Origin of the sequence: Kitasatospora albolonga, from assembly GCA_002082585.1 — a bacterium.
Classification (GTDB): domain Bacteria; phylum Actinomycetota; class Actinomycetes; order Streptomycetales; family Streptomycetaceae; genus Streptomyces; species Streptomyces stephensoniae.
On the sequence record CP020563.1, the window covers coordinates 5,475,497 to 5,500,720 of the forward strand.

Genomic DNA, 25,224 nt, shown 5'->3' on the forward strand with positions numbered 1-25,224 from the left:
ACTGTGGGGAGTGCCGACTCACGAGCACACTCGGGGCACTGAACGATCACCGTCAGGGGTGTCGGTGAATCTCTCCAGTGCCCTTCTTGTAGTCAAAAGTGGACTCATGAGGAGGAAACCCATGCGCGGTGCCAAGAGCGCCAAGTGGGTCGCGGGAGCGGCCGTCATCGCCCTGGCTGCGACTGCCTGTGGCGGCAGCGACAACGGTGACGGAGGCAAGAAGAACTCCGGCCAGCCCGCCGGTTACGTCTCGATCGACGTCGGCGAGCCGCAGAAGCCCCTGATGCCGGCCGACACCAACGAGAGCAACGGCGCCTACGTCATCCGCTCGCTGTTCAGCCAGCTCCTGGGCTTCGACTCCAAGGGCGAGATCATCTTCCTGAACGCGGAGTCCCTCGAGACCGAGGACTCCAAGACGTGGACGGTCAAGCTCAAGAAGGGCTGGAAGTTCCACAACGGTGAGGACGTCACCGCGCAGTCGTACATCGACGCGTGGAACTGGTACGCCAACGTCAAGAACAAGCAGCAGAACGCCTTCTGGTTCTCCGACATCAAGGGCTACGCCGACGTCCACCCCGACAAGGGTGAGCCCAAGAGCGACAAGATGTCCGGCCTGACGGCCGTGGACGACACCACGTTCACGATCGAGCTGTCCGAGCGGGTCCCGTACTTCAACTACAAGCTCGGCTACTCGACCTTCGCGCCGCTGCCCAAGGTCTTCTACGACGACCCGGCCGCCTTCGGCAAGAAGCCGATCGGCAACGGCCCGTACGAGTTCGAGAAGTGGGACCACAAGAAGCTCATCCAGGTCAAGGCGTACGACGCCTACCAGGGTCCGAACAAGGCCGCCAACAAGGGCCTCCAGTTCAAGAACTACTCGACCGTCGAGGCTGCGTACTCCGACCTGATCTCCGGCAACCTGGACATCGTGCGCCAGGTCGGCCCGCGTGACCTGCCGAAGTACAAGACGGACCTCGGTGACGGCGCCATCTCGCAGCCGTACGCCGCGATCCAGACGCTGGTCCCGGCCTTCTACACCAAGACGTTCAAGGACATCGACCCCAAGGTTCTCCAGGGTCTGTCCATGGCGGTCGACCGTGACACCATCACGAAGACCGTGCTGAACGGCACCCGCACCCCGGCGACCAGCTTCACGCCGCCGCAGGTCAAGGGCAACCAGACCCTCGACTCGGACTTCCTGAAGTACGACCCGGCCAAGGCCAAGGAGCTCATCAAGGCCGGTGGCGGTGTCCCGGGCAACAAGTTCACCATCCAGTACAACTCCGACGGTGGGCACAAGGAGTGGGTGACCGCTGTCTGCGAGTCCATCCGCAACGCCACCGGGGTCGACTGCACGGGTGACCCGAAGCCGGACTTCCCGACCGACCTCGAGGCCCGTGACAACAACGAGGTCAAGGGCATGTACCGCGGTGGCTGGGTCGCCGACTACCCGGTCAACGTGAACTTCCTCAAGGAGCTGTACCACTCCAAGGCCGAGTCGAACAACGGTCGCTTCGCCGACAAGGAGATCGACGCCCTGATGGCGAAGGGCGACAAGGCCGAGTCGCTCGAGGAGTCCGTCGCCGCCTACCAGGAGGTCGAGAAGGCTCTCGTCGAGAAGATGCCCTCGATCCCGCTCTGGTACTACGCGATCAACGGTGGCCACGGCAAGAGCGTCAGCAACGTCAAGGTGGACTTCCACGGTGACTTCGAACTGACCAACGTCACCACGAAGTAACCACGCCTGCGGGTCATTTCCCCACCTTGGCCGTCATCCGGCCGTGCTGCTCCTCAGCGCGGCCGGAGGCGCGGGGGTCGTCTCTGCGAAGAGGCGGCCCCCGCGCCGCAGTTATCCCCACACGGAGGCACCCATGGGGCGCTATGTCGCACGACGACTGCTCCAGATGATCCCGGTCTTCATCGGGTCGACCTTGCTGGTCTTCCTGATGATGTACGCACTGCCCGGCGACCCCGTCAGAGCTCTTGCCGGTGAACAGCACGTCGACGCCGCACAGATCGCGGAGATCAAGGCTTCACTCGGCCTCGACCAGCCGATCTGGCAGCAGTATTTGAACTACCTGGCCAACCTGTTCCAGGGCGACCTCGGCACACAGATCGGGACGAAGCGTCCGGTCGCCGAGGTCATCGCCGATGCTTATCCGATCACCGTGAGACTGGGTATCTTCGCCTTCGTCTTCACGGTCGTCGCCGGGATCTCGCTCGGCATCGTCGCGGGTCTCAAGGCCGAGTCCCTCCGGGACCGCGGTCTGCTCGGCCTGACGCTGGTGCTGATCTCCATGCCCTCCTTCGTGCTGGGCTTCCTCGTTCAGTACTTCTTCGCGTTCCAGCTCGGCATCGCCAACCCGAACGTGAGCCTCGAACCGACGAACACCGAGCTGCTCATGCCTGCCCTCGTGCTGGCGTCCCTGTCGCTCGCCTACGTGGCCCGGCTGACGCGTACCTCGGTCGCCGAGAACGTCCGCGCCGACTTCATGCGCACGGCCGTCGCCAAGGGCCTGCCGCGCCGCCGCGTCGTCGGCATCCACCTGATGCGCAACTCGCTCATCCCCGTCGTCACCTTCCTCGGCGCCGACATCGGCTCCATGATGGGCGGCGCGATCGTGACCGAGGGCATCTTCAACATCAAGGGCATCGGATCGCTCATCTTCGATGCCCTCGGCAAGCGCGAGGGTGCCACGGTGGTCGGCGTCGTGACGCTGCTCGTCGTCGTCTATCTCGTCTGCAGTCTGCTGGTCGACCTGCTCTACGCGGTCCTGGACCCGAGGATTCGGTATGCCTGACACCACCGCACTCAAGAGCACCGACGCTCCGGCCCCCGCTGCGGACGCGCCCGTCGCCACGGACGCCGGGCCCGCGCCCGGCAAGCCGCGCAGCCTCTGGTCGGACGCCTGGTACGACCTGCGCCGCAACCCGCTCTTCCTCGTCTCGATGGGGCTGATCCTGCTCCTCCTGGTCATGGCGGCCTTCCCGGGCCTGTTCACCAGCGCCTCGCCGCGGGACGCCAACCTGGCCGAGCACTACCTCCAGCCCCCGAACTGGAGCCACTTCTTCGCCCCCGACTGGCTCGGTTACGACGTCCAGGGGCGCTCGATCTACGCGCGCCTCGTCTACGGGGCCCGTGCCTCCATCACCGTCGGCATCGTGGTGACCCTCGCGGTCACCATCACCGGCCTGGTGATCGGGATGCTCGCCGGTTACTTCGGCGGTCTGCTCGACACGATCCTGTCCCGGATCACCGACGTCTTCTTCGGCGTCCCCTTCATCGTCGGCGCCATGGTCATCCTGACCAGCTTCGAGCGGCGCTCCGTCGGGGTCGTGATCCTGTCCATGGCCTTCCTCGGCTGGACCTCGATCGCCCGTGTCGCCCGAGGCTCGGTCATCACGATCAAGCAGGCCGACTACGTGGTCGCCGCCAAGGCGCTCGGTGCCTCCACCTTCCGGATCATGACGCGGCACATCCTGCCGAACGCCATCGCCCCGGTGATCGTCGTCGCGACCATCGCGCTCGGCGGCTACATCGGCGCCGAGGCCACGCTGTCGTTCCTCGGTATCGGCCTCGCCGAGCCCACCGTCTCGTGGGGCATCGACGTCTCCACGGCGAAGGACCAGCTCCGCAACGCCCCGTACGTCCTGATCATCCCCTCGGTGATGGTCTCGATCACGGTGCTGTCCTTCCTGATGTTCGGCGATGCGGTCCGCAACGCCCTCGACCCCAAGATGCGCTGAGGGAGGCGTTCGTGACCACCATCGAAAAGACGGCCAACGTCCCCGCACCGCGGGAGTCCGTGAGCGGCGACGGTCCACTGCTCGACGTCCGTGACCTGCACGTGGAGTTCCACACCCGCGACGGTGTGGCCAAGGCGGTCAACGGTGTGAACTACACCGTCAGCGCCGGTGAGACGCTCGCGGTGCTGGGCGAGTCCGGCTCCGGCAAGTCCGTGACCGCGCAGACGATCATGGGCATCCTGGACATGCCGCCGGGGAAGATCACGCAGGGCGAGATCCTCTTCCGCGGCCAGGACATGCTGAAGATGTCCAACGAGGAGCGCCGGAAGATCCGCGGCAGCAAGATCGCGATGATCTTCCAGGACGCGCTCTCCTCGCTGAACCCCGTCCTCTCCGTCGGCTACCAGCTCGGCGAGATGTTCCGGGTCCACCAGGGCCTGTCCCGCAAGGCGGCCAAGGCCAAGTCCATCGAGCTGATGGACCAGGTCAAGATCCCGGCGGCGGCGGCCCGTGTCTCGGACTTCCCGCACCAGTTCTCCGGCGGTATGCGCCAGCGCATCATGATCGCCATGGCGCTGGCCCTGGAGCCCGACCTGATCATCGCGGACGAGCCGACCACCGCGCTCGACGTGACGGTCCAGGCCCAGGTCATGGACCTGCTGGCCGAGCTCCAGCGCGAGTACAACATGGGTCTGATCCTGATCACCCACGACCTCGGCGTGGTCGCCGACGTCGCGGACAAGATCGCCGTGATGTACGCGGGCCGGATCGTCGAGACGGCCCCGGTCGGCGAGCTGTACAGCCGCCCGGCGCACCCGTACACCAAGGGTCTGCTGGACTCGATCCCGCGCCTGGACCAGAAGGGCCAGGAGCTCTACGCGATCAAGGGTCTGCCGCCCAACCTCACGCGCATCCCCACCGGTTGTGCGTTCAGCCCGCGCTGCCCCAAGGTGCAGGACATCTGCCGTACGGACGTCCCGGCACTGCACCCGGTGACCGAGCAGGACGGCCTCGAGCTCGTAGGCCGCGGCAGCGCGTGCCACTTCTGGAAGGAGACGATCCATGGCTGAGCTCAAGAAGGAGCCCGTGGACGCCACCCCGAACGTCTCCGACGTGGAGACCGTGGACGCCGCGACCGAGGCGGAGGCGGTAGCCGCCATCGACGCTCCGGTGAGCCAGGGCGAGCCGATCCTCCAGGTGCGCAACCTGGTCAAGCACTTCCCGCTGACCCAGGGCATCCTCTTCAAGAAGAAGGTCGGCGCGGTCAAGGCCGTCGACGGGATCTCCTTCGACCTGTACGCGGGCGAGACCCTCGGCATCGTGGGGGAGTCCGGCTGCGGCAAGTCCACGGTCGCCAAGCTCCTGATGCTGCTGGAGAGGGCCACCTCCGGCGAGGTCTTCTACAAGGGCCAGGACATCACCAAGCTGTCCGGCCGCGCCCTGAAGGCCGTGCGCCGCAACATCCAGATGGTGTTCCAGGACCCGTACACCTCGCTGAACCCGCGGATGACGGTCGGCGACATCATCGGGGAGACGTACGAGATCCACCCCGAGGTGGCTCCCCGGGGCAGCCGGCGGCAGAAGGTCCAGGAGCTCCTGGACGTCGTGGGTCTGAACCCGGAGTACATCAACCGGTACCCGCACCAGTTCTCCGGCGGTCAGCGTCAGCGCATCGGCATCGCGCGCGGCCTCGCGCTCAACCCGGAGATCATCATCTGCGACGAGCCGGTCTCCGCGCTCGACGTGTCGGTGCAGGCGCAGGTCATCAACCTGATGGAGAAGCTCCAGGACGAGTTCAATCTCTCCTACCTCTTCATCGCGCACGACCTCTCCATCGTCCGGCACATCTCGGACCGGGTCGGCGTCATGTATCTCGGCAAGATGGCCGAGATCGGTACGGACACGCAGATCTACGACCACCCGACGCACCCGTACACCCAGGCGCTGCTCTCCGCGGTGCCGGTGCCGGACCCCTCCGCGCGTGAGGGCCGGGAGCGGATCATCCTGACCGGTGACGTTCCGTCACCGGCGAACCCGCCCTCGGGCTGCCGTTTCCGCACCCGGTGCTGGAAGGCGGAGGAGCGCTGCGCCACGGAGATGCCGCTGCTGGCGATCCCCGAGCGCTTCGTGAAGACGGGCGGCGGAGCCGCGCACGAGTCGGCGTGCCACTTCGCCGAGGAGAAGGATGTCGTTCACGCGGCGTAACCGCTTCCGGTAGCTGTACGTCGGATGCCCGGCCCCTCCCGGAGGGGCCGGGCATCCGTGCGTCCGGCCGCGCCCGTGCCCGTACGGGGTAAGCCCGCATGCGGTGTGTGGCGGTATGGGGTGATATGAGGCATTGAGCTACTCGATGACTCTAGGAGGCACTTCATGCGCGGAGCCACACGGGCCAGGTGGGCCGCATGTGCGGTGGCCGTCGCCCTGGCAGCGACGGCCTGCGGCGGCGGAGGCGACGACAGCGGCGGCAGCGGCGCCGACGGGATCGTCAGCTCCTCCTGGGGCGACCCGCAGAACCCGCTGGAACCCGCCAACACCAACGAGGTGCAGGGCGGCAAGGTCCTCGACATGGTCTTCCGGGGACTCGTCCGGTACGACCCCAAGACCGGCGAGGCGCAGAACATGCTCGCCGAGTCCATCGAATCGGACGACGCCCAGAACTTCACGATCAAGCTCAAGGAGGGCTGGACCTTCTCCAACGGAGAGAAGATCACCGCCAAGTCCTTCGTGGACGCCTGGAACTACGGCGCGGCGCTGAAGAACAACCAGAAGAACGCGTACTTCTTCCAGTACATCGAGGGCTACGAGGAGGTCCACCCCGAGTCCGGCTCGGCCTCCGCCGAAACGCTCTCCGGCCTCAAGGTCGTCGACGACCTGACCTTCACCGCCAAGCTCAGCCAGAAGTTCTCCCTCTGGCCCGACACCCTCGGCTACTCGGCCTTCGTACCGCTGCCCAAGGCGTTCTACGACGACCACGACGCCTGGCTCTCCAAGCCGATCGGCAACGGGCCGTACACCATCGAGTCGTACGCCAAGGGCTCCTCGATGAACCTGCGCCGCTGGGACGACTACCCGGGCGACGACAAGGCGAAGAACGGCGGCGTCGACCTCAAGGTCTTCACCGACAACAACACCGCCTACACCTCGCTGACCTCGGGCAACCTCGACCTCGTGGACGACGTGCCCGCCTCCCAGCTCCGTAACGTCGAACAGGACCTGGGCGACCGGTACATCAACACCCCCGCAGGCATCATCCAGACCCTCTCCTTCCCGTTCTACGACGACGAGTGGGACACGGACGACGCCCGCAAGGTCCGCCAGGGGCTCTCCATGGCGATCAACCGGCCGCAGATCACCGACCAGATCTTCCAGAAGACCCGCACCCCCGCGTCCGACTGGACCTCCCCGGTCCTCGGCGAGGACGGCGGCTTCAAGGAAGGGCTCTGCGGCAAGGAGTGCACGTACAACAAGGCCGAGGCCAAGAAGCTGATCGACGAGGGCGGCGGCATCCCCGGCGGCCAGCTGAAGATCTCGTACAACGCCGACACCGGCTCCCACAAGGAGTGGGTCGACGCCGTCTGCAACAGCATCAACAACGTCATGGGCAACAACCAGGCGTGCGTCGGCGGCGCGGTCGGCACCTTCGCCGACTTCCGCAACCAGGTCTCCACCCAGAAGATGACGGGCCCCTGGCGCGCGGGCTGGCAGATGGACTACCCGCTCATCCAGAACTTCCTCCAGCCGCTGTACTACACCAACGCCCCGTCCAACGACGGGAAGTGGACCAACAAGAAGTTCGACGACCTGGTCGACCAGGCCAACGCCGAGACCGACAAGGCGAAGGCCATCACCACGTTCCAGGACGCGGAGAAGGTCCTCGTCGAGCAGATGCCGTCCATCCCGCTCTGGTACCAGAACGGCAGCGCGGGCTACTCGGACCGGATCGACAACGTCGAGCTGAACCCGTTCAGCGTGCCGGTCTACACGGAGATCACGGTCAAGTGACCCGTACCGGCGTCAGCTGACACCCGGTGGCCGGGGCGCCCGACGCGCGCCCCGGCCACCCGCCCATCCGGCTTCTCCGCCCTAGGGGGTGCCTTGCCGGTCGTGCCGGGCTCGCGGGGTCTGGCACCGCACCTCGCGGCGTTGTCGTCGGTCACCGACGCTCCGCGTCGACTCTCTCCTCCGCCTTGCGATGCACGGCACCAGACCCCGCTCCCTGATCCGGCCTGACCGACAAGGCACCCCCCGACCCCCGGAGCCCCTCATGGGACGTTATGTGATCCGGCGGCTGCTGCAGATGATCCCCGTCTTCTTCGGCACCACGCTGCTGATCTTCCTCATGGTGAACGTGATGGGCGACCCCATCGCGGGCCTCTGCGGCGACCGCCAGTGCGATCCGGCCACCGCCGCCCAGCTGCGCTCCGAGTTCGGCCTCGACAAGCCGGTCTGGCAGCAATACCTCACGTACATGGGGAACCTCTTCACCGGCGACTTCGGCACCGCGTTCAACGGGCAGAAGGTCACCGAGCTGATGGCCACCGCCTTCCCCATCACGATCCGGCTCACCGTCGTCGCGATCGTCTTCGAGATCGTCATCGGCATCAGCCTCGGCGTCGTCACCGGCCTGCGGCGCGGGCGCCCCGTCGACACCACGGTCCTCATCCTCACCCTGGTCGTCATCGCCGTCCCGACCTTCGTCACCGGCCTGCTCCTCCAGCTCCTGCTGGGCGTCAAGTGGGGCATCATCAAGCCCTCGGTCTCCCCGGACCCCAGCTTCGACGAACTCCTCGTCCCCGGCCTCGTCCTCGCCTCGGTCTCGCTCGCCTACGTCACCCGGCTCACCCGGACCTCGATCGCCGAGAACGCCCGCGCCGACTACGTACGCACCGCCGTCGCCAAGGGCCTGCCCCGGCGCCGGGTCGTCGTCCGGCACCTGCTGCGCAACTCGCTGATCCCCGTCGTCACCTTCATCGGTACGGACGTGGGCGCCCTGATGGGCGGGGCCATCGTCACCGAGCGGATCTTCAACATCCACGGCGTCGGCTACCAGCTCTACCAGGGCATCCTGCGCCAGAACTCCCAGACCGTCGTCGGGTTCGTCACCATCCTGGTGCTGGTCTTCCTCGCCGCCAACCTCATCGTCGACCTCCTGTACGCCGTACTCGACCCGAGGATTCGCTATGCCTGAGCCGCAGTCACCGGACGAAGCGATCTCCCAGGCGGGCGCCGGCGGCGCGACGGACCTCGCCATGGCGGAGGGCACCAGCCTGGAGAAGACCCCGGGCGGGCCCGAGGGGACCGGGCCCGCCGGGAAGCCGCGCAGCCTCTGGTCGGACGCCTGGCGCGACCTGCGGCGCAACCCGGTCTTCATCATCTCCTCGCTGATCATCCTCTTCCTGGTGGTCATCTCGATCTGGCCCTCGCTCATCGCGAGCGGCGACCCCCTCCAGGCCAACCTGGACGACGCCCAGAAGGGCTCCGAACCCGGCCACCCCTTCGGCTTCGACCCGCAGGGCCGCGACGTCTACACCCGGGTCGTCTACGGCACCCGCACCTCGGTCACCGTCGGCGTCTGCGCCACCCTCGGCGTCGCCCTCCTCGGCTCCCTGCTCGGCGGGCTCGCGGGCTTCTTCGGCGGCTGGTGGGACTCGATCCTCTCCCGCCTCACCGACGTCTTCTTCGGCATCCCCGTCGTCCTCGGCGGCCTGGTCTTCCTCTCCGTCGTCACCAGCTCCACCGTCTGGCCCGTCGTCGGCTTCATCGTCCTGCTCGGCTGGCCGCAGATCGCCCGTATCGCCCGCGGCTCGGTGATCACCGCCAAACAGAACGACTACGTCCAGGCGGCCCGCGCGCTCGGCGCCTCCAACTCCCGGATGCTGCTGCGCCACATCGCCCCCAACGCCGTCGCGCCCGTCATCGTCGTGGCGACCATCGCGCTCGGCACGTATATCTCGCTGGAGGCGACCCTCTCCTTCCTCGGCGTCGGCCTGAAGGACCCAGCCGTCTCCTGGGGCATCGACATCTCCGCCGCCGCCAACTACATCCGCAACGCCCCGCACATGCTGCTCTGGCCCGCCGGAGCGCTGGCGATCACCGTGCTCGCCTTCATCATGCTCGGCGACGCGGTGCGCGACGCCCTCGACCCCAAGCTGCGCTGAGGAGCCGGTTGCCATGTTGCTCGAAGTGCGCGATCTGCACGTGGAGTTCCACACCCGCGAAGGCGTCGCCAAGGCCGTCAACGGGGTCAACTACTCGGTGGCCGAGGGCGAGACGCTCGCTGTCCTCGGGGAGTCCGGCTCCGGCAAGTCCGTCACCGCCCAGGCGGTCATGGGCATTCTCGACATGCCGCCCGGGAAGATCGCCGGTGGCGAGATCCTCTTCAAGGGCCAGGACCTGCTGAAGCTCAAGGCGGAGGAGCGGCGCAAGATCCGCGGCCAGGAGATGGCCATGATCTTCCAGGACGCGCTCTCCTCCCTGAACCCGGTCCTCACCGTGGGCGAACAGCTCGGGGAGATGTACGTCGTCCACCGCGGGATGTCCCGCAAGGACGCCAGGGCCAAGGCCGTGGAGCTGATGGACCGGGTGCGCATCCCGGCGGCGAAGGAGCGGGTCGGCCAGTATCCGCACCAGTTCTCCGGCGGTATGCGCCAGCGCATCATGATCGCCATGGCGCTGGCCCTGGAACCGTCCCTGATCATCGCGGACGAGCCCACCACCGCCCTCGACGTCACCGTCCAGGCCCAGGTCATGGACCTCCTCGCCGAGCTCCAGCGCGAGCTGAACATGGGCCTCATCCTGATCACCCACGACCTCGGCGTGGTCGCCGACGTGGCCGACAAGATCGCGGTGATGTACGCGGGCCGGATCGTGGAGACCGCCCCCGTCCACGAGATCTACAAGGCGCCCGCCCACCCGTACACCAGGGGCCTCCTCCAGTCGATCCCGCGCCTGGACCAGAAGGGCCGGGAGCTGTACGCGATCAAGGGCCTGCCGCCCAACCTGCTGCGCATCCCGCCCGGCTGCGCGTTCAACCCCCGCTGCCCGATGGCCAGGGACGTGTGCCGCACCGATGTGCCGCCGCTTTACGAGGTGGACGAGCAGCGCCGGAGCGCCTGCCACTTCTGGAAGGAGACGCTCGATGGACGCTGACCGCGAAGAGGGTTCGACCCTGCTCTCCAAGGCGGGGGAGAGCAGCAGGCCGTACGCCGAGGGCGAGCCGATCCTCGAAGTGCGGGACCTCGCCAAGCACTACCCGCTGACGCAGGGCATCCTCTTCAAGCGGCAGGTCGGCGCGGTCCGGGCCGTCGACGGCGTCGACTTCGACCTCCGCGCGGGCGAGACCCTCGGCATCGTGGGGGAGTCCGGCTGCGGCAAGTCCACGGTCGCGCGGATGCTCGTCCATCTGGAGAAGCCCACCGCCGGGGCCATCCGCTACAAGGGCGAGGACATCTCCCGGCTCTCCGGCCGCGCGCTGAAGGCCGTGCGCCGCAACATCCAGATGGTGTTCCAGGACCCGTACACCTCGCTGAACCCGCGGATGACGGTCGGGGACATCATCGGGGAGCCGTACGAGATCCACCCCGAGGTCGCCCCGAAGGGCAGCCGCCGCCAGAAGGTGCAGGACCTGCTGGATGTGGTCGGGCTCAACCCGGAGTACATCAACCGCTATCCGCACCAGTTCTCCGGCGGCCAGCGCCAGCGCATCGGCATCGCCCGCGGCCTCGCGCTCAACCCGGAGATCATCGTCGCGGACGAGCCGGTCTCGGCGCTCGACGTCTCCGTACAGGCCCAGGTCGTCAACCTGCTGGACCGGCTCCAGGCGGAGTTCAGCCTCAGCTTCGTCTTCATCGCGCACGACCTCTCCATCGTGCGGCACATCTCCGACCGGGTCGGGGTCATGTACCTCGGGCGGATCGTGGAGATCGGCTCCGACGCGGAGATCTACGACCACCCCACCCACCCGTACACCCAGGCGCTGCTCTCCGCCGTCCCCGTGCCCGACCCGGAGGCCCGCGCCCACCGGGAGCGGATCATCCTGCACGGGGACGTTCCCTCGCCCGCCAACATCCCCTCGGGCTGCCGCTTCCGCACCCGCTGCTGGAAGGCGCAGGAGCGGTGCGAGCTGGAGATCCCGTTGCTGGCGGTCCCGGCGGAGTTCCGGCTCGTGGACAGCCCGGCCCGGCACGACTCGGCGTGCCACTTCGCGGAGGAGAAGCGGGTGGTGCCGCCGGAGGGCGAGCTGCACGCCCCGGGACGGCCGGTGGAGGAGGTGGCCGGGGCGGACGAGGAAGGTGCCGCCGAGCCAGGGAGCGAGGGCGGGGCCGAACCCGGCGAAAAGGGCGGCGAAACCCCGTAAAAGGGCATCGGATTCGTTAACAAGCAGGCAACTTCACCGTCGCCGCACCGATATACGGACGTTCCATGCTGGGCGGCGTACGGCCGTGCGGGTGCCGTGGACCGGCCGGAGCGTCGTCGTGTCGCTCCGGCCGGTCGCCCGCCGCACCGGCCCCCGGCGCGGTCGGCTCAGACGCCGGACAGCCCCAGCGACCGCTTGAGGAAGTCCACCTGGAGCAGCAGCAGGTTCTCCGCGACCTGCTCCTGCGGGGTCATGTGCGTCACCCCGCTCAGCGGCAGCACCTCGTGCGGCCGGCCGGCCGCCAGCAGCGCCGAGGAGAGCCGCAGCGCGTGCGCGACCACCACGTTGTCGTCCCCCATCCCGTGGACGATCAGCATCGGACGCACCTGCTCGGCGGCCTCGGACAGGCCGTCGTCCGTGATCAGCGAGTTGTACGCGTACACCTCCGGCTGCCGGGCCGGGTCGCCGAGATAGCGCTCGGTGTAGTGGGTGTCGTACAGCCGCTGGTCCGTCACCGGAGCGCCCACCACCGCCGCGTGGAAGACGTCGGGCCGCCGCAGCACCGCGAGCCCCGCCAGATACCCGCCGAAGGACCAGCCGCGGATCGCCACCCGGGACAGGTCGAGCGGGAACCGCCCGGCGAGCCCGTGCAACGCCTCGACCTGGTCCTCCATGGTCAGGACGAGGTTGTCCCGTACGGCCTTCTCCCAGGCGGGCGAGCGGCCCGGGGCGCCGCGCCCGTCCGCGACGACCACCGCGAAGCCCTGGTCCGCGAACCACTGCGAGGTGAGGTGCGCGTTGTGGGCGGCGACCACCCGGCGGCCGTGCGGTCCCCCGTACGGGTCCATCAGGACCGGAAGCGGACCGTCCGACTCCTGGTAGCCCGTGGGGAGCAGCACGGCGCACGGAATTCGCCGTGCGCCCCCCTCGGTGAGCGTGACCCCGGCGGAGAGCACGGGCTCCTGCGCGAAGCTCGCGATCCGGACCAGCCGCTTGCCGTCCCGGACGACCCAGGCGGCCGATCCGGGCTCGTCCGGGGTGGCCGAGACCAGTACGGTCAGATCGCCCGAGCGGACGGCGGAGTGCACACCCACCCCTTCGGAAATCCGCTCGATTCCCAGCTCGTTGACCCGGTACACATGGCTCTCGCCGATCTCCGGCGCCGCGGCCTCCTCGCCCGCCACCGCGGAGATCAGGATGTCCGAATCGCCGATGTCCAGCACCGCCTGGACGTGCAGCTGCGCCCCGGTCAGCGGCCGGTCGCCGACGGCCAGCACCCGCGCGCCGCCCTCGTCCACGATCCGTACGAGCCGTCCGTCCGGCGCCCACGCGGGCACCCCGCCGAACAGATCCAGCCACACCGGGTCCTCGTCCACATGGACGATCCGGGTCTCACCGGACTCCGGGTCCACCGCCAGATACCGCTGGCTGCGCTGGTCCCGGGCCTGTACGAGCAGCAGCGGGGCACCGGCGGAGGACCAGTGCACCTGGGCCAGGTACGGGAAGGCCGCCCGGTCCCAGACCACCTCCGTACGGGCCCCCTCCAGGTCCGTCACGAAGAGCCGCACATCGGCGTTGGCCGTCCCCGCCGCCGGGTAGGCGACCTCGGTGGGCCTGCGCTCCGGGTGCGCGGGATCGGCGATCCACCACCGCTGTACGGGGCTGTCGTCGGCCCGCGCGACCAGCAGCCGGTCCGAGTCCGGCGACCACCAGAAGCCCCGGAAGCGGTGCATCTCCTCGGCCGCGATGAACTCGGCCAGACCGTAGGTGACATGGGCGTCCTCGGGCTCCGCCAGCGCCCGGTCGCCGTCTCCCTCGGCGCCCACGATCCGCAGCGCGCCCTTCGACACATACGCGATGTGGCGCCCGTCGGGGGAGGGGCGCGGGTCGATCACCGGGCCCGGCACCGGCAGCGCCCGCGCCGTACCGGCCCTCAGCTCGGCCACGTACACCTTCCCGGACAGGGCGAACGCGGCCAACTCGGCCGCCGCGTCCACCGCGTAGGACACGATGCCGGCCGACCCCTCCCGGGTCCGCTCGCGCCGGGCCCGCTCCTGCGGCGACAGCCGCTCCGCCGAACCGCCCAGCAGCGCTTCGGGATCGGCGACGAGACGCTCCTGACCGGAGACCGGGTCGAGCACCCAGAGGCGGTTGGTCCGGTCGGTGCCGGAAGCGGAGCGCAGGAAGATCACCCGCGTCTCATCCGGTGAGACGGTGAAGGCGCGCGGTGCGCCGAGAGTGAACCGCTGGGTCCGTGCGTGCTGGCGGGGAAAGGACAGGTTCGCTGAGGTCATGGCTCCGAACTTAGCCTTGTACAGCGGTCCGTGCGCCCCTCGTGCTGCTGTGCCCCGATCAATGCGTTCGCACGGATAGTTATGATCCGTAGCGCTCGGTGGGTAAGTACCCGTCGACCACTTGTTACCCGTGTACCCGTGTATTCGCGTTCCGACCGTACCGATGGAGGTGAACCGCCGTGGCGCTCTCGATTTCGGCGGTGGTGCTGCTGGCGATCATCGTCTTCCTGCTGATCCGGAAATCCGGACTCAAGGGCGGACACGCGGTGGTCTGCATGCTGCTGGGCTTCTACATCGCGAGTTCGTCCATCGCGCCGACCATCTCGAGTCTGACGTCCAACGTGGCGGGGATGATCGGGGGCATCAAGTTCTGACCGCAGCAGTTCCCGATCACTTCTGATCGCTTCCGATCACCGCCGTTCCTGACCGGGCGGGGGAACGCGGGGGGCCGCCGGGCTCGTAGGGTGGTCCCCATGAAGGACCTCCCCGCCCGCCGTCTGCTGCTGGTGCACGCGCACCCGGACGACGAGTCGATCAACAACGGCGCCACCATGGCCAGGTACGCGGCCGAGGGCGCCCACGTCACGCTGGTGACCTGCACCCTGGGCGAGGAGGGCGAGGTCATCCCGCCCGCCCTCGCCCATCTCGCCGCCGACCGGGACGACGCCCTGGGCCCCCACCGCGTGGGCGAACTGGCGGCGGCGATGAAGGAGCTCGGCGTCACCGACCACCGCTTCCTCGGCGGCGCGGGCCGGTTCCGGGACTCCGGGATGCTGGGCACCGAGCAGAACGAGCGCCCCGGCGCCTTCTGGGCCACCCCGGTGGACGAGGCCGCGGGCCCCCTCGTGGAGATCGTCCGGGAGGTCCGCCCCCAGGTCCTGGTCACCTACGACCCCGACGGCGGCTACGGCCACCCCGACCACATCCAGGCCCACCGCGTCGCGATGCGCGCCGCCGAGCTGGCTGCCGACCCGGCGTACGGCACCGACGCCCCGCACACCATCGCCAAGGTCTACTGGAACCGGGTGGAGCGGTCGGTAGTGGAAGCCGCCTTCGACCGCCTCCGCACGACGGCCCCGGACACCTTCCCGGGCATCGCGGCGGTGACGGACGTCCCCGGGGTGGTCGACGGCGACGGGATCACCGCCGAGATCGACGGAACGGCGTACGCCGGGGCGAAGGCGGCGGCGATGCGCGCCCACGCGACGCAGATCGTGGTGGAGGGCGAGGGCGAGGGCAAGGGCGCGGGAGCCTTCTTCGCCCTCTCCAACGGCCTGGGGCAGCCGCTGCTGACGACCGAGTACTACCAGCTGGTACGGGGCGTTCCCGGGGCCGCCGGGGGAGCACGGGAGGACGACCTGTTCGCGGGCCTGCCGGGAGTGGGGCTCGGGGCGGAGGCCGTACGGGAGTCGGAGCCGGGTTCCGGTTCGACTTCGGGGCCGGGTTCCGCTTCGTACGCCGACCCCGGTGCCGGACACGGTTCCGGATCGGAGGCGGGCGCATGAGCGGGAACCCGGGCAAGGGGCGCGACCGCGCCCGCGCGCCCCGCACCGATGCGCCGCGCAAGGACGTGCCCGGTACGAACGCGCCCCGTAAGAACGCGTCGCGCACCGGCGCACCACCCGGTGCGCCCGGAGGCGCGGGGTTCACCGCCCGGCCGAACCCGGCCCGGATCGCGGCCTACTTCGGGCTCGCGGTGCTCGGTGCGCTCGTCGCGCTCGCCGGGGCGCTCGTCCAAGCGGCCTGGTTCCCGGGCGGGTTGATCATCGCGCTGGCGGCTCCGGCGGGCCTCTTCTACGGCGGCCGCATCCTGACCGGCACCCAGATCGGCGCGCTCGCCCCGGCGGTCGGCTGGTTCATCACGGTGTTCCTGCTGCTGAGCGGTCGGCCGGAAGGCGACTACGTCTTCGGCGACGAACTCGGCCTGGTGCTCTTCATGCTCGGCGGGACGGCCGCCGCTGTGATGTGCGCCACCACCTCAAAAGTGCCGCAATCGGCCATCCGTAACAGCCGGTCCGGTATCTGAAGTGCTAAGTCCGCGCCCGGAATGCCCCCCACAGGTGTGATGCCGCAGTGGAGGTTTCCCCCGGTCGCGGAGTGTCCGACGGCGGCGGCCAGTATGGTGGTGCGCGCGCCGAGCCGTCCCCTGGCCTGCGGCATGGGGGAAGTACGGGCGGCGGAGCCAATCGGGAGAACCTGCTTTGAGTCGTGAAACTGACAGTTCGTCCTCCGGGCCCCAGGGGCGCGGTGGTGCCGCGTACCCGTCGGGTACGCCGCCGTACGGATCACGCCAGTATCCGTCGCCGGCCGGCTCGGACGAGGCCCCGGAATCCGTCGATCCGCCCCGGCCCGAAGAGCCGAAGACCGAGACGACGCTGACGACGCGCATCCGGATCAACATCCCCGGGTCGCGTCCCATCCCGCCGGTCGTGATGCGTACGCCGATGGCCGAGAGCGATCTCGCCACGGGCGGCTCCGACCCGGAGCGCACCGGCGGCACCCCGCGCCCCGGCACGTCTCCGTCCGCGCCCTCGGGTCCGGCCAACGGCGCGTCGGGCGGGGCCGGTACGTCCGGTGGCCCGGCCTCCGCGCCGTCCTCGCAGCCCCAGGACGGCGGCGGCGCGCCCGCCGATCCGTCCGCCTCCGCCGACGACCCGGCCAGGGCGAAGAGCGGGAGCGACTGGTTCGCCCCGCGCAAGAGCCCGACGCCCCCGCCGGGTTCCGGTACGGGCGGCGCGGCCGGTTCCGGTGCGCCGGGCGGACCTGGTGCCGGTGGGCTCGGTGCCGGGGCTTCGGGTGCTGGTGCCGGTGTGCCCGGTGCGGGCTCCGGCGGTCCGGGCGTCGGCGGTCCCGGTGCGGGCTCCGGTGGCCCGGGCATGGGGGGTTCCGGCGGTCCGGTCCCGGGCGGATCGGACGGCTCGGGTTTCCCCGGCGGCTCGGACGGTTCCGGCTTCCCCGGTGCGGCGGGCCCCGGCGGTGCCGGTCGGCCGCGGCCCGACCTGCCGTACTTCTCGGACGCCGATCCGCGCCCCGGCGCCCCCGGCTCCGGCACCCCCGGCAGCGCCCTGGACGGCTACAGCACGGAGCCCCCCGGCGCGGGCCCGCGCTCCCCGCGTACGCCGGGACCGGCCGGCCCCACCACGGGCCCGGCCACCGGCACCTCCGCGCTGACCCCCAACCTCGACGGGGTCCCTGGCCTCGGCGGCCCCGGCCCGATGGTCCCGGGCGCCCCCGGCGGCGTACCGCCCCGGCTGTCCGACGACACCGCGATCCTGACGCCGCAGTCGCCGGGGCCCGATTCCGGCCCGGGCGGACACGTCTCGGGCGACACGCTCACGAGCGGCATCCCCGTGGTGCCCAGCGAGCCCCGGTCGGCGTTCCCGGGCGGCGGTCCTGGTAGCCCGTTCCCGGGCGGCTCGGGCGGTCCCGGCGGTCCTGGTGGTCCGTTCCCCGGCGGTCCGGGCGATACGGGCGGCCCCGCGGCCGCCCGCCCGGCCCCGAAGCCCGCCCCTGCCCCCGCTCCCGCTCCAACCCCCGCGAAGAAGGGCCGCTCCAAGCTGGTCCTCCTCGGCGTGGCCGCGATCGTGCTGCTCGGCATCGCCTACGGCGCGGGCCTCCTGCTGAACCACTCCGAGGTCCCCAAGGGCACCACGGTGCTCGGTGTCGACATCGGCGGCGGTACGAAGGAGGAGGCGGTCGTCAAACTGGAGACGGCCCTCGGCGAGCGGGCCCAGGCGCCGCTGACGCTCTCCGTGGACGGCAAGGAACAGAAGCTGGACCCGGAGAAGGCCGGTCTCACCCTGGACAGCCAGGAGACCGTGCGCGGTGCCGCGGGCAGCGACTACAACCCGGTCTCGGTGATCGGCTCGCTGTTCGGCGGGGCCCGCACCGCCGACCCGGTGATCCCGGTCGACGAGGAGAAACTCGGCGTCGCGCTGACCGATCTGGCGGGCGCCGCCGGCTCCACCCAGGACGGCACGATCCGGTTTGAACCGAACAAGGCGATCGCGGTGCCGGGCAAGGCGGGCAAGACGATCGACGTCGGCCAGTCGCTGATCTCCGTCCGCGACGCCTACCGCGCCCAGGTGCAGACCGGACAGGCCCGGGTGGTCGAACTGCCCGTCACCACCACGGAACCCACCATCACCCAGGCCGAACTGACCCGGGCGATGAAGGAGTTCGCGGAGCCCGCGATGTCCGACCTGATCACCATCAAGGCGGGCCCGAAGCAGATCCAGTTCGGCCCGGCGCGGTCGCTGCCGCAGATCCTGTCCATGAAGGCCGTCGACGGCCGCTTGGTCGACGTCTACGACAAGAAGGCGATCGACACGCTCCTGGACGGCGTCTTCGACGGCATCATGGCGGTCAAGGCCGACGGCAAGGAGCACCAGGTCGGCGCGGACGACGTGGCCCAGGCGATGAAGACGGCCCTGACCGGGAAGACCCCGGCGGAGCGCACGGTCACCATCGACCTGACCGGCCAGGGCTGACCCCTCCCCGCCGTACGCACCTTTCGCAGCCCCTGCCCGGACGCTCCGGGCGGGGGCTGCGCTCGATTCCGCCACCCCACGAATATCACCCTCGGGTGATATTATGCAGGTGTGATGGTCCGGGTGGCTGGAGAGTGAATGCAGTTCAAGATCATCGTCGTGGAGCCGGCGAGGAGTTGGTTACACGACTTGCGCCGGCATGACCGGGACACGCTCCTCCAGGTCGCAGCCGCCATCAGTATCCTGCAGACGGAAGGGCCTGCTCTTGGCCGACCGCTCGTTGATCGCATCACGGGATCGGCTCTCGCGAACCTCAAGGAGCTGCGGCCCGGTTCATCAGGCTCCAGCGAGGTACGGATTCTGTTCGTGTTCGACCCTGCGCGCAACGCGGTAATCCTGGTGGGCGGCGATAAATCCGGTAGCTGGTCGGGGTGGTACCGGACGGCGATCAAGGAAGCGGAAGACGCCTATGAGGCGTACAGGGATGAGAAGGAATGAGGAGCCATGAGTGCAGGACGAAAGACGGCCGACGCCGTCGACTGGGACGACCTCAAGGGTGAATTCGACTTCTCCGCCGACGAGGCCCATGAGGTCGAGCGGCGCGCTGCCCTGTTGCTGTCCGAGGTGAGGGCCCACCGTCTCGCCGAGGTGCGCAAGCGCCAGCGGATGACGCAAGCGGCAGTGGCAAAGGTTCTCGGCGTCACCCAGGGGCGCGTGTCGGCCATAGAGAAGGGCGCGATCAACCGCTCCGAAGTCGAGACGCTTGCCGCGTATGTCGCTGCTCTGGGCGGACAGTTGAAACTTGTGGCCGACTTCGGTGATGAAACCCTCGTCCTGGGCTGACCCGAACCGCCCCCTGCGCCCACCCCCCGCCGGCCCTCCGACAGGCGTCCCGTCCCCACCGGACCGATGATGGAAGGGCAGGCAGGGCAGGACGGGGGCCGTCGGAGGCTGGGCAGGGCCGGATCATGGCCGTGTGGCATGTGCGGGATTTCGTACCCGAGGATCTCGAAGGCGTGGTGCGGCTCGACTCGGAGAGCCGTACCAGCGGGCAGCCCGCCGTCTTCCGGCTCTCCGAAGTCGTCGCCGCGCTCCAGGGGCGGAACCCCGGGGTCGTCGCCGTGGCCGACGGGCATCTCGTGGGGGCCGCCGTGGGGCGGGTCGACGGGGACCGGGCCTGGGTGCTGCGGGTCGCCCTGCATCCCGCCTGGCGCAATCTCGGGCTCGGGACCGCGTTGCTCTCCGCGCTGGAGCAGCGGCTGCGGGCCGCCGGGGCGGTGCTCGTCGCGGCGGTGCTGCCGGAGGACGAGACGGGGGCCGCCGCGCTCGCCAACTCCGGGTTCCGCGGGCACCGCGGGCTGACCTACTACGAGAAGGCCCAGTCGGTGACCGCCGAGGGGTCCGCCGTGCTCGCCTCGCTCGGCGCGACCGTACCGCCCTCCGGGCTCTGGGACCGGCTCGCCGGGATGGCGGACGCGAAACAGCTCGTCGAGCGGCGGCTCGTCCTGCCGCTGGCCAACCCCGAGCTCGCCGACGAACACGGCGTCGAACCGCCGCAGGCCGTCGTCCTGTTCGGGCCGCCGGGCACCGGCAAGAGCACCTTCGCCCAGGCCGTCGCCTCCCGGCTCGGCTGGCCCTTCGTGGAGCTCTTCCCCTCCCGGCTCGCCCTGGAGGACGGGCTCGCCAACGGGCTCGGCCGCCGGTTCGAGGAGATCGCCCAACTCGATCACGTACTGGTCTTCATCGACGAGGTGGAGGAGGTCGCGGGGGCCCGCAACCTCGCCGATCCCGTCTCCGTGGGCGTCGTCAACGAACTGCTCAAGTCCATCGTCCGGTTCCGCGACCGCGACGGGCGGCTCCTCGTCTGCGCCACCAACACCGTCGCCGCCCTCGATCCGGCGTTCCTGCGCCACGGCCGCTTCGACTACGTCCTGCCCGTCGGCCCGCCCGACCACGAGGCCCGGGCCGCGCTCTGGGCCAGCTACCTCGCCCGGACCGGAGCCCGGGCCGACACCGCTCTGCTGGCCGACGCCAGCGAGGGGTTCACGCCCGCCGACATCAAACAGGCCGCCCGGACCGTCGCCCAGGCCGTCTTCGAGCGCACCCTCGACACCGGGACCAGGGCCCAGCCCTCGACCGAGGAGTTCCTGCGCACCATCAGCCGCACCCGGCCCACCGTCACCACCGAGATGGCGTTGGAGTTCGCCGATCACACCATCCGTTACGGGCGTACGTGAGGGACCAGAGGCCCGGGAGGGAGCGGCAGAACCGGGTCCCGCTCCTGTACAGGCCCTGTACTCCGGGAAGTCCACCACCCGGGAAGGGAGTCTCCGATGATGATCGGGGCGGATGCCTCGTCACCTGCGGGCCGGGCGGCGACCCGGACGCGCGGGTGTGCGGCGTACGGGGGACCATGGGGCCATGAGTCCGCCCGACGCCGGTCCGCCGCGCCCGGCCCGTGACGACCGCCCGCCCTCCGGTATCGGCCGGTACATCAAGGTCTGGTTCCGGTTCGTGCCGCGTGAGGGCTGGCTGCCGTACGACACCGAGGGGCTGTGGGCGACCCGGCTGAGCGCCGACACCGCCCGGGTCGCCAACGTGCCGTTCCTCCAGGACGGGGTTGCCGAGGGCGAGACCGTACGGTTCACGACCGACGCGGACGGGGTGCACTGGGCCACCGGGCGGGTGGCGGCCTCGGGGAACTGCACCGTACGGGTGCTGCCCGTGCCCGACGGGCCGCTCGGGCGGGACGCCCACGCCGTGCACGAGCGGTTCGCCCCGTTCGGGCTGGGCGGCGAGGTGTTCAGCGCGGACTTCCCGCTGGTCGCGCTCACCGTGCCCGGCGGCGCGGACCTCGGGGCGATCAAGGCGCTGCTGATCCGGGGGGTGGCCGAGGGGTGGTGGCACTTCGAGGTCTCGTGCGTCACGGATGCCTGGCGGGTGGCGTAGGGGCGGGACGGGGCGGGGTCCCGGGGGAACGGGCCCGGGTCGGCACACGCCTCGGTGTTCGGTCCACGCCCCGTGTTCGGTACGCCCCCGTGCTTGGTCCACGTGCCCGTGTTCGGTCCGTGCGCGTGCTTGGTCCACCCGCCCCTGTTCGGTCCACGCCCGTGCTCGGTCCACACCCCGTGTTCACGGTTACGGGGCGTTCGGCTTTACGGTTACGGGGCCGTCGGCCCTGTTCCCTCCCCGATCTCCCGGATCGCCCGGGCCGGATTGCCCACCGCCACCACATTGGCCGGCAGGTCCTTCGTGACCACCGCCCCCGCGCCCACCACCGTGTTCTCCCCGATGGTCACCCCCGGGCAGACGATCACCCCGCCGCCCAGCCACACGTTGTCCCCGATCGTGATCGGCTCCGCGGCCTCCCACTTGGCGCGGCGCGGCTCCGGGTCGATGGGGTGGGTCGGGGTGAGGAGCTGGACGTTCGGGCCGATCTGGACGTCGGCGCCGATCGTGATCCGGGCGACATCCAGGAACACCGCCCCGAAGTTCACGAACGTGCGCGGGCCCACCGTGATCCGGTGCCCGTAGTCCACCCGCAGCGGCGGGCGGATCTCGGTGCCCTCGCCCAGTTCGCCCAGCAGCTCCGCCAGCGCGGCGCGGCGGGCCTCGGGGTCGGCGGCCGACGTGGCGTTGAAGCGTTCGCTGAGGAGCGCCGAGCGCAGTGCGTCGGCCGCGATCTCCGGGTCGTCGGCGAGGTAGAGGTCGCCCGCGAGCATGGCCTCCCGCTGGCTGCGCGGCGCCTTCTTCCCGGCGGCTTCGGCGGCTTCGGGGGCGTCGGCGGAGTCAGGGGAGCCGGGGGAGCCGGGGGTGTGCTGGCTGGTCACGAGGTCGTTGTCTCCTTACGCATCCTTCGCATCCCTCGTACGGGATGATCCGTCCCCGTGCAGTCTGCCCGCCGGGTCCGCCCCGCGTCCCGGAGGTCCCCCCGCCCGCAGCCCCGGCGCCAGGGCCAGGGTCACCGCCAGCGAGAGCGCCGCGACCGCCGCCATCCCGGTCCCGGGCGAGGTCAGCTGGGCGGCGGTACCCGCGACGGCCGCGCCCACGCCCTGCATCGCGAGCATCCCCGAGGAGCTCAGCCCCAGCGCGTGACCGCTCAGCTCCGGCGGGGTGAGGGCCATCAGCCGTTCCTGGAGCAGCAGGCTCGCGCCGAAACCGGTGCTCGCCAGGACCACCGCCACCACCGCCACCGGCAGCCCCGGCTCCAGCGCGAACAGCAGGTACGGGGCGGCCAGCAGCAGCCGCAGCGGGCTGCCGAGCCGGGCGCGCCACCGCCCCGGGACGAACCGGCCGACCACCGTGTCCCCGGCCAGCATCCCCACCGCCCCGCAGGCGAAGAGGAGCCCGGCGTGCCCGGGCGCGTAGGCGATGTACAGCGACTCGCACCCCACCACCAGCCCGTTGGGCACCCACAGGGCGAGGTACACCGAGCGGCGGGGGGCCGACGACCAGAGCCGGGCATTCGTCCGCCAGGTCTCCCGGACCGAGGCCCGCCCGGTGGCGCGGGGCGGCCGGGCGGCGAGCCCGAACCGGGCGAGGGCGGCGGCGACCACGTACAGCGCCGCCCCCACCAGCAGCGTGCCGCGCGCCGAGAGCGCGGTCACCAGCACCCCGCCCACCGCGAACCCGGCGATCTGCAGGGTGCCCACCGACATGTTGAGCACCGAGCGGCCGAGCAGGAAGCCCCGCTGCGGCAGGATCTCGTCGAGCAGCCCGTACCGCACTCCGCCGCCCACCGAGGAGGCCACCCCGAGGGCCAGGAGCACGGCGAACGCGGCCCACAGGGGCAGCCCGGGGAGCGCCTGTACGCCGGTGCCGAGCGCGAACAGCAGCGCCAGGCCGGTCAGCGCACCGCGCGGCGGCAGCCGGTCCGCCGCCGACAGCAGGGTCAGCGCCCCGGCGACCTGCGCCAGGGACGGGCCGAACATGGCCAGCGCCGACAGCAGCGGCGAGCCCGTGGAGGCGTACACGAGGGTGCCGAGGGCGAGCCCGCTCGTCGTCTGCGCCGCCACCTGCACGGAGACGGCCGTGAAGAGCGGGAGGAACTCCGGGGTGCGGAAGAGGTCGCGGTAGGTGCGCATCAGGCGAGTGTGCGAGGGCGGTCCACGGGCCCGTTACTCTTTCGCGGGGCGGCGAAACGTCACCGTCCACACCGGAAACCGTTCTGCGGAAACGGAGTTGGCGGGAGCGGCCCATGGGCTGGTGGCAGATCAGCGCCGACACCCTCGCGAACAGCCGCTTCACCGTCTCCCCGCTGGCCGAGACCGTGGCGAGCCTGTGCACCCTGGAGCGCGCCGCCGCCGCGCAGCCGCGTGAGCGCGCCTGGCTGGAGCGGTGGCTGCCCGCCTACCGGCGGCTCAAGGCCGACGACCCCCTCGCCGCCTGGATCATCCGCGCCGCCCTCACTCCCCGCTGGATCGCCGACTTCCTCACCCCCGTCCCCGTGCCCCCGCCCGCCGGGCGGCAACCGGACACCTTCGCGCAGGAGTTGGCGCGGGTCCGGGCGACACCGCCGGACACGGTCCGCGCCGATCTCGCCGTGGCCCTGCGCGGACCGCTGCCCGCCGCGCTGGACCGGGACGACCTGGCGCGGCGGAGCGCCGATGTCCTGGAGTGGGTGTGGACGCGGGCCGTCGAGCCGGAGTGGGCCGCCCGGCGGCGGGTCCTGGAGGCCGATGTGATCGCCCGGGCCGCCGAGTTGAGCCGGGGCGGCTGGGCCGGGGCGCTCGACGGGATGCGGCCGGGGATGCGATGGCTGGGGGAGAGTCGGCTCCAGATCAACACGTACGACAACCCGCCGCGTGAACTGAAGGACGCCCAGCTGGTGTTCACCCCCGTCACCGCCGAAGTGGGCTGGGTCTGCTGGGACATCCCGCACCGGTACGGGGTGGTGTACCCGTGCTCGGGTGCGCTTGCCGAACCCGGGCGTGCCCCCGTACCGCAGGCGCTCGGCGCGCTGATCGGCCCGGCACGGGCGGGAGTTCTGGTTCTGCTGGCCTCGCCGCTGAGCACCACCCGGCTCACCGCGCTGACCGGGCAGGGGCTGGGGTCGGTCGGCCGTCATCTGCGGGTCCTGCTGGACGCGGGGCTGGTGTGCCGCCGCCGGGACGGGCGGTCCGTGCTCTATTTCCGGACGGCGGCGGGGGACGGACTGGTGCGTGCCGCGGCTGCGGGCGATGGGCTGGTGCGCGCCTCAGGCTGAACGCGCCCCGCGCGCGCCCCCGTTCGCAGCTGGGAGAACACCGGTGGGCGGTGCGGTCCGCATGGGTCGTGCGCATGGATGAGTGGTGACATCGGTGACTGTTGGCCGTGCTCATCGTTATGACAATTTCTC

The 25,224-nt window shown here is 70.5% G+C and carries 23 protein-coding genes; 19 read left to right on the top strand and 4 right to left on the bottom strand.

Annotated elements, in window-relative coordinates; all coding sequences use genetic code 11:
• Positions 1-121: 121 nt before the first annotated feature.
• From B7C62_24330 to B7C62_24355, 6 genes are all read left to right on the top strand, one after another.
• Positions 122-1,738: a peptide ABC transporter substrate-binding protein gene (locus tag B7C62_24330; GenBank protein ID ARF75012.1), complete on the top strand. Its 1,617-nt coding sequence runs from the start codon at positions 122-124 to the stop codon at positions 1,736-1,738.
• Between the two features lie 133 nt (positions 1,739-1,871).
• A complete protein-coding gene (locus B7C62_24335) occupies positions 1,872-2,801 on the top strand; it encodes an ABC transporter permease (protein ID ARF75013.1) in 930 nt (309 codons plus the stop codon).
• Entirely contained in the window at positions 2,794-3,747 is a 954-nt protein-coding gene (locus tag B7C62_24340; protein ARF75014.1) for a peptide ABC transporter permease, read from the top strand. The genes B7C62_24335 and B7C62_24340 overlap by 8 nt, the downstream gene beginning before the upstream one ends.
• Before the next feature lie 11 nt (positions 3,748-3,758).
• Positions 3,759-4,817, top strand: coding sequence for a methionine ABC transporter ATP-binding protein (locus B7C62_24345; GenBank protein ID ARF75015.1), 1,059 nt, complete (start codon positions 3,759-3,761; stop codon positions 4,815-4,817).
• Positions 4,810-5,952: a peptide ABC transporter ATP-binding protein gene (locus B7C62_24350; protein ID ARF75016.1), complete on the top strand. Its 1,143-nt coding sequence runs from the start codon at positions 4,810-4,812 to the stop codon at positions 5,950-5,952. Before B7C62_24345 ends, B7C62_24350 begins: the two co-directional genes overlap by 8 nt.
• 165 nt (positions 5,953-6,117) lie before the next feature.
• Entirely contained in the window at positions 6,118-7,749 is a 1,632-nt protein-coding gene (locus tag B7C62_24355) for a peptide ABC transporter substrate-binding protein (protein ARF75017.1), read from the top strand.
• An 81-nt stretch (positions 7,750-7,830) separates the two neighbouring features.
• On the opposite strand, the gene B7C62_24360 is transcribed toward B7C62_24355, so the two are convergent.
• Positions 7,831-8,013 (bottom strand): hypothetical protein, encoded by a 183-nt coding sequence (locus tag B7C62_24360; GenBank protein ARF75018.1) that lies wholly within the window; start codon positions 8,011-8,013, stop codon positions 7,831-7,833.
• On the opposite strand from B7C62_24360, the gene B7C62_24365 reads away from it, so the two are divergent.
• From B7C62_24365 to B7C62_24380, 4 genes are read left to right on the top strand one after another with little or no spacing between them, the layout of a single operon-like run.
• Positions 8,012-8,935, top strand: a complete 924-nt coding sequence (locus tag B7C62_24365) for an ABC transporter permease (protein ARF75019.1) — start codon at positions 8,012-8,014, stop codon at positions 8,933-8,935. The genes B7C62_24360 and B7C62_24365 overlap by 2 nt on opposite strands.
• Entirely contained in the window at positions 8,928-9,905 is a 978-nt protein-coding gene (locus tag B7C62_24370; protein ARF75020.1) for a peptide ABC transporter permease, read from the top strand. Before B7C62_24365 ends, B7C62_24370 begins: the two co-directional genes overlap by 8 nt.
• 13 nt (positions 9,906-9,918) lie before the next feature.
• The gene (locus tag B7C62_24375) at positions 9,919-10,896 is read left to right on the top strand and encodes a methionine ABC transporter ATP-binding protein (GenBank protein ARF75021.1); all 978 of its coding nucleotides are present in this window, start codon (positions 9,919-9,921) and stop codon (positions 10,894-10,896) included.
• Positions 10,886-12,103 carry a peptide ABC transporter ATP-binding protein gene (locus tag B7C62_24380; protein ID ARF75022.1) on the top strand — a complete coding sequence of 406 codons (1,218 nt, stop codon included), beginning with the start codon at positions 10,886-10,888 and terminating at the stop codon, positions 12,101-12,103. The genes B7C62_24375 and B7C62_24380 overlap by 11 nt, the downstream gene beginning before the upstream one ends.
• Before the next feature lie 167 nt (positions 12,104-12,270).
• Here B7C62_24380 and B7C62_24385 read toward each other — a convergent pair whose 3' ends face one another.
• The gene (locus tag B7C62_24385) at positions 12,271-14,397 is read right to left on the bottom strand and encodes a S9 family peptidase (GenBank protein ID ARF75023.1); all 2,127 of its coding nucleotides are present in this window, start codon (positions 14,395-14,397) and stop codon (positions 12,271-12,273) included.
• A gap of 179 nt (positions 14,398-14,576) precedes the next feature.
• Here B7C62_24385 and B7C62_24390 point away from each other — a divergent pair, with 179 nt between their 5' ends.
• From B7C62_24390 to B7C62_24425, 8 genes are all read left to right on the top strand, one after another.
• The gene (locus B7C62_24390) at positions 14,577-14,771 is read left to right on the top strand and encodes a hypothetical protein (protein ID ARF75024.1); all 195 of its coding nucleotides are present in this window, start codon (positions 14,577-14,579) and stop codon (positions 14,769-14,771) included.
• Positions 14,772-14,870: 99 nt separating this feature from the next.
• Positions 14,871-15,902: an N-acetyl-1-D-myo-inositol-2-amino-2-deoxy-alpha-D-glucopyranoside deacetylase gene (locus B7C62_24395; protein ID ARF75025.1), complete on the top strand. Its 1,032-nt coding sequence runs from the start codon at positions 14,871-14,873 to the stop codon at positions 15,900-15,902.
• A complete protein-coding gene (locus B7C62_24400) occupies positions 15,899-16,423 on the top strand; it encodes a hypothetical protein (protein ID ARF75026.1) in 525 nt (174 codons plus the stop codon). The genes B7C62_24395 and B7C62_24400 overlap by 4 nt, the downstream gene beginning before the upstream one ends.
• Positions 16,424-16,841: 418 nt before the next feature.
• Positions 16,842-18,887, top strand: a complete 2,046-nt coding sequence (locus B7C62_24405) for a hypothetical protein (protein ID ARF75027.1) — start codon at positions 16,842-16,844, stop codon at positions 18,885-18,887.
• Positions 18,888-19,025: 138 nt separating this feature from the next.
• A complete protein-coding gene (locus B7C62_24410; protein ARF75028.1) occupies positions 19,026-19,385 on the top strand; it encodes an addiction module toxin RelE in 360 nt (119 codons plus the stop codon).
• A 6-nt stretch (positions 19,386-19,391) separates the two neighbouring features.
• Entirely contained in the window at positions 19,392-19,730 is a 339-nt protein-coding gene (locus tag B7C62_24415; protein ARF75029.1) for a transcriptional regulator, read from the top strand.
• A gap of 125 nt (positions 19,731-19,855) precedes the next feature.
• Positions 19,856-21,124 (top strand): AAA family ATPase, encoded by a 1,269-nt coding sequence (locus tag B7C62_24420; GenBank protein ID ARF75030.1) that lies wholly within the window; start codon positions 19,856-19,858, stop codon positions 21,122-21,124.
• A 184-nt stretch (positions 21,125-21,308) separates the two neighbouring features.
• On the top strand, positions 21,309-21,836 hold the full coding sequence (locus B7C62_24425) for a hypothetical protein (protein ID ARF75031.1): 528 nt from the start codon (positions 21,309-21,311) through the stop codon (positions 21,834-21,836).
• A 212-nt stretch (positions 21,837-22,048) separates the two neighbouring features.
• On the opposite strand, the gene B7C62_24430 is transcribed toward B7C62_24425, so the two are convergent.
• Together B7C62_24430 and B7C62_24435 are read right to left on the bottom strand one after the other, a co-directional pair.
• Entirely contained in the window at positions 22,049-22,609 is a 561-nt protein-coding gene (locus tag B7C62_24430; protein ID ARF75032.1) for a maltose acetyltransferase, read from the bottom strand.
• A gap of 123 nt (positions 22,610-22,732) precedes the next feature.
• Positions 22,733-23,971: a hypothetical protein gene (locus B7C62_24435; protein ID ARF75033.1), complete on the bottom strand. Its 1,239-nt coding sequence runs from the start codon at positions 23,969-23,971 to the stop codon at positions 22,733-22,735.
• Positions 23,972-24,084: 113 nt separating this feature from the next.
• Here B7C62_24435 and B7C62_24440 point away from each other — a divergent pair, with 113 nt between their 5' ends.
• The gene (locus B7C62_24440) at positions 24,085-25,092 is read left to right on the top strand and encodes a transcriptional regulator (protein ID ARF75034.1); all 1,008 of its coding nucleotides are present in this window, start codon (positions 24,085-24,087) and stop codon (positions 25,090-25,092) included.
• Positions 25,093-25,224: the final 132 nt, after the last annotated feature.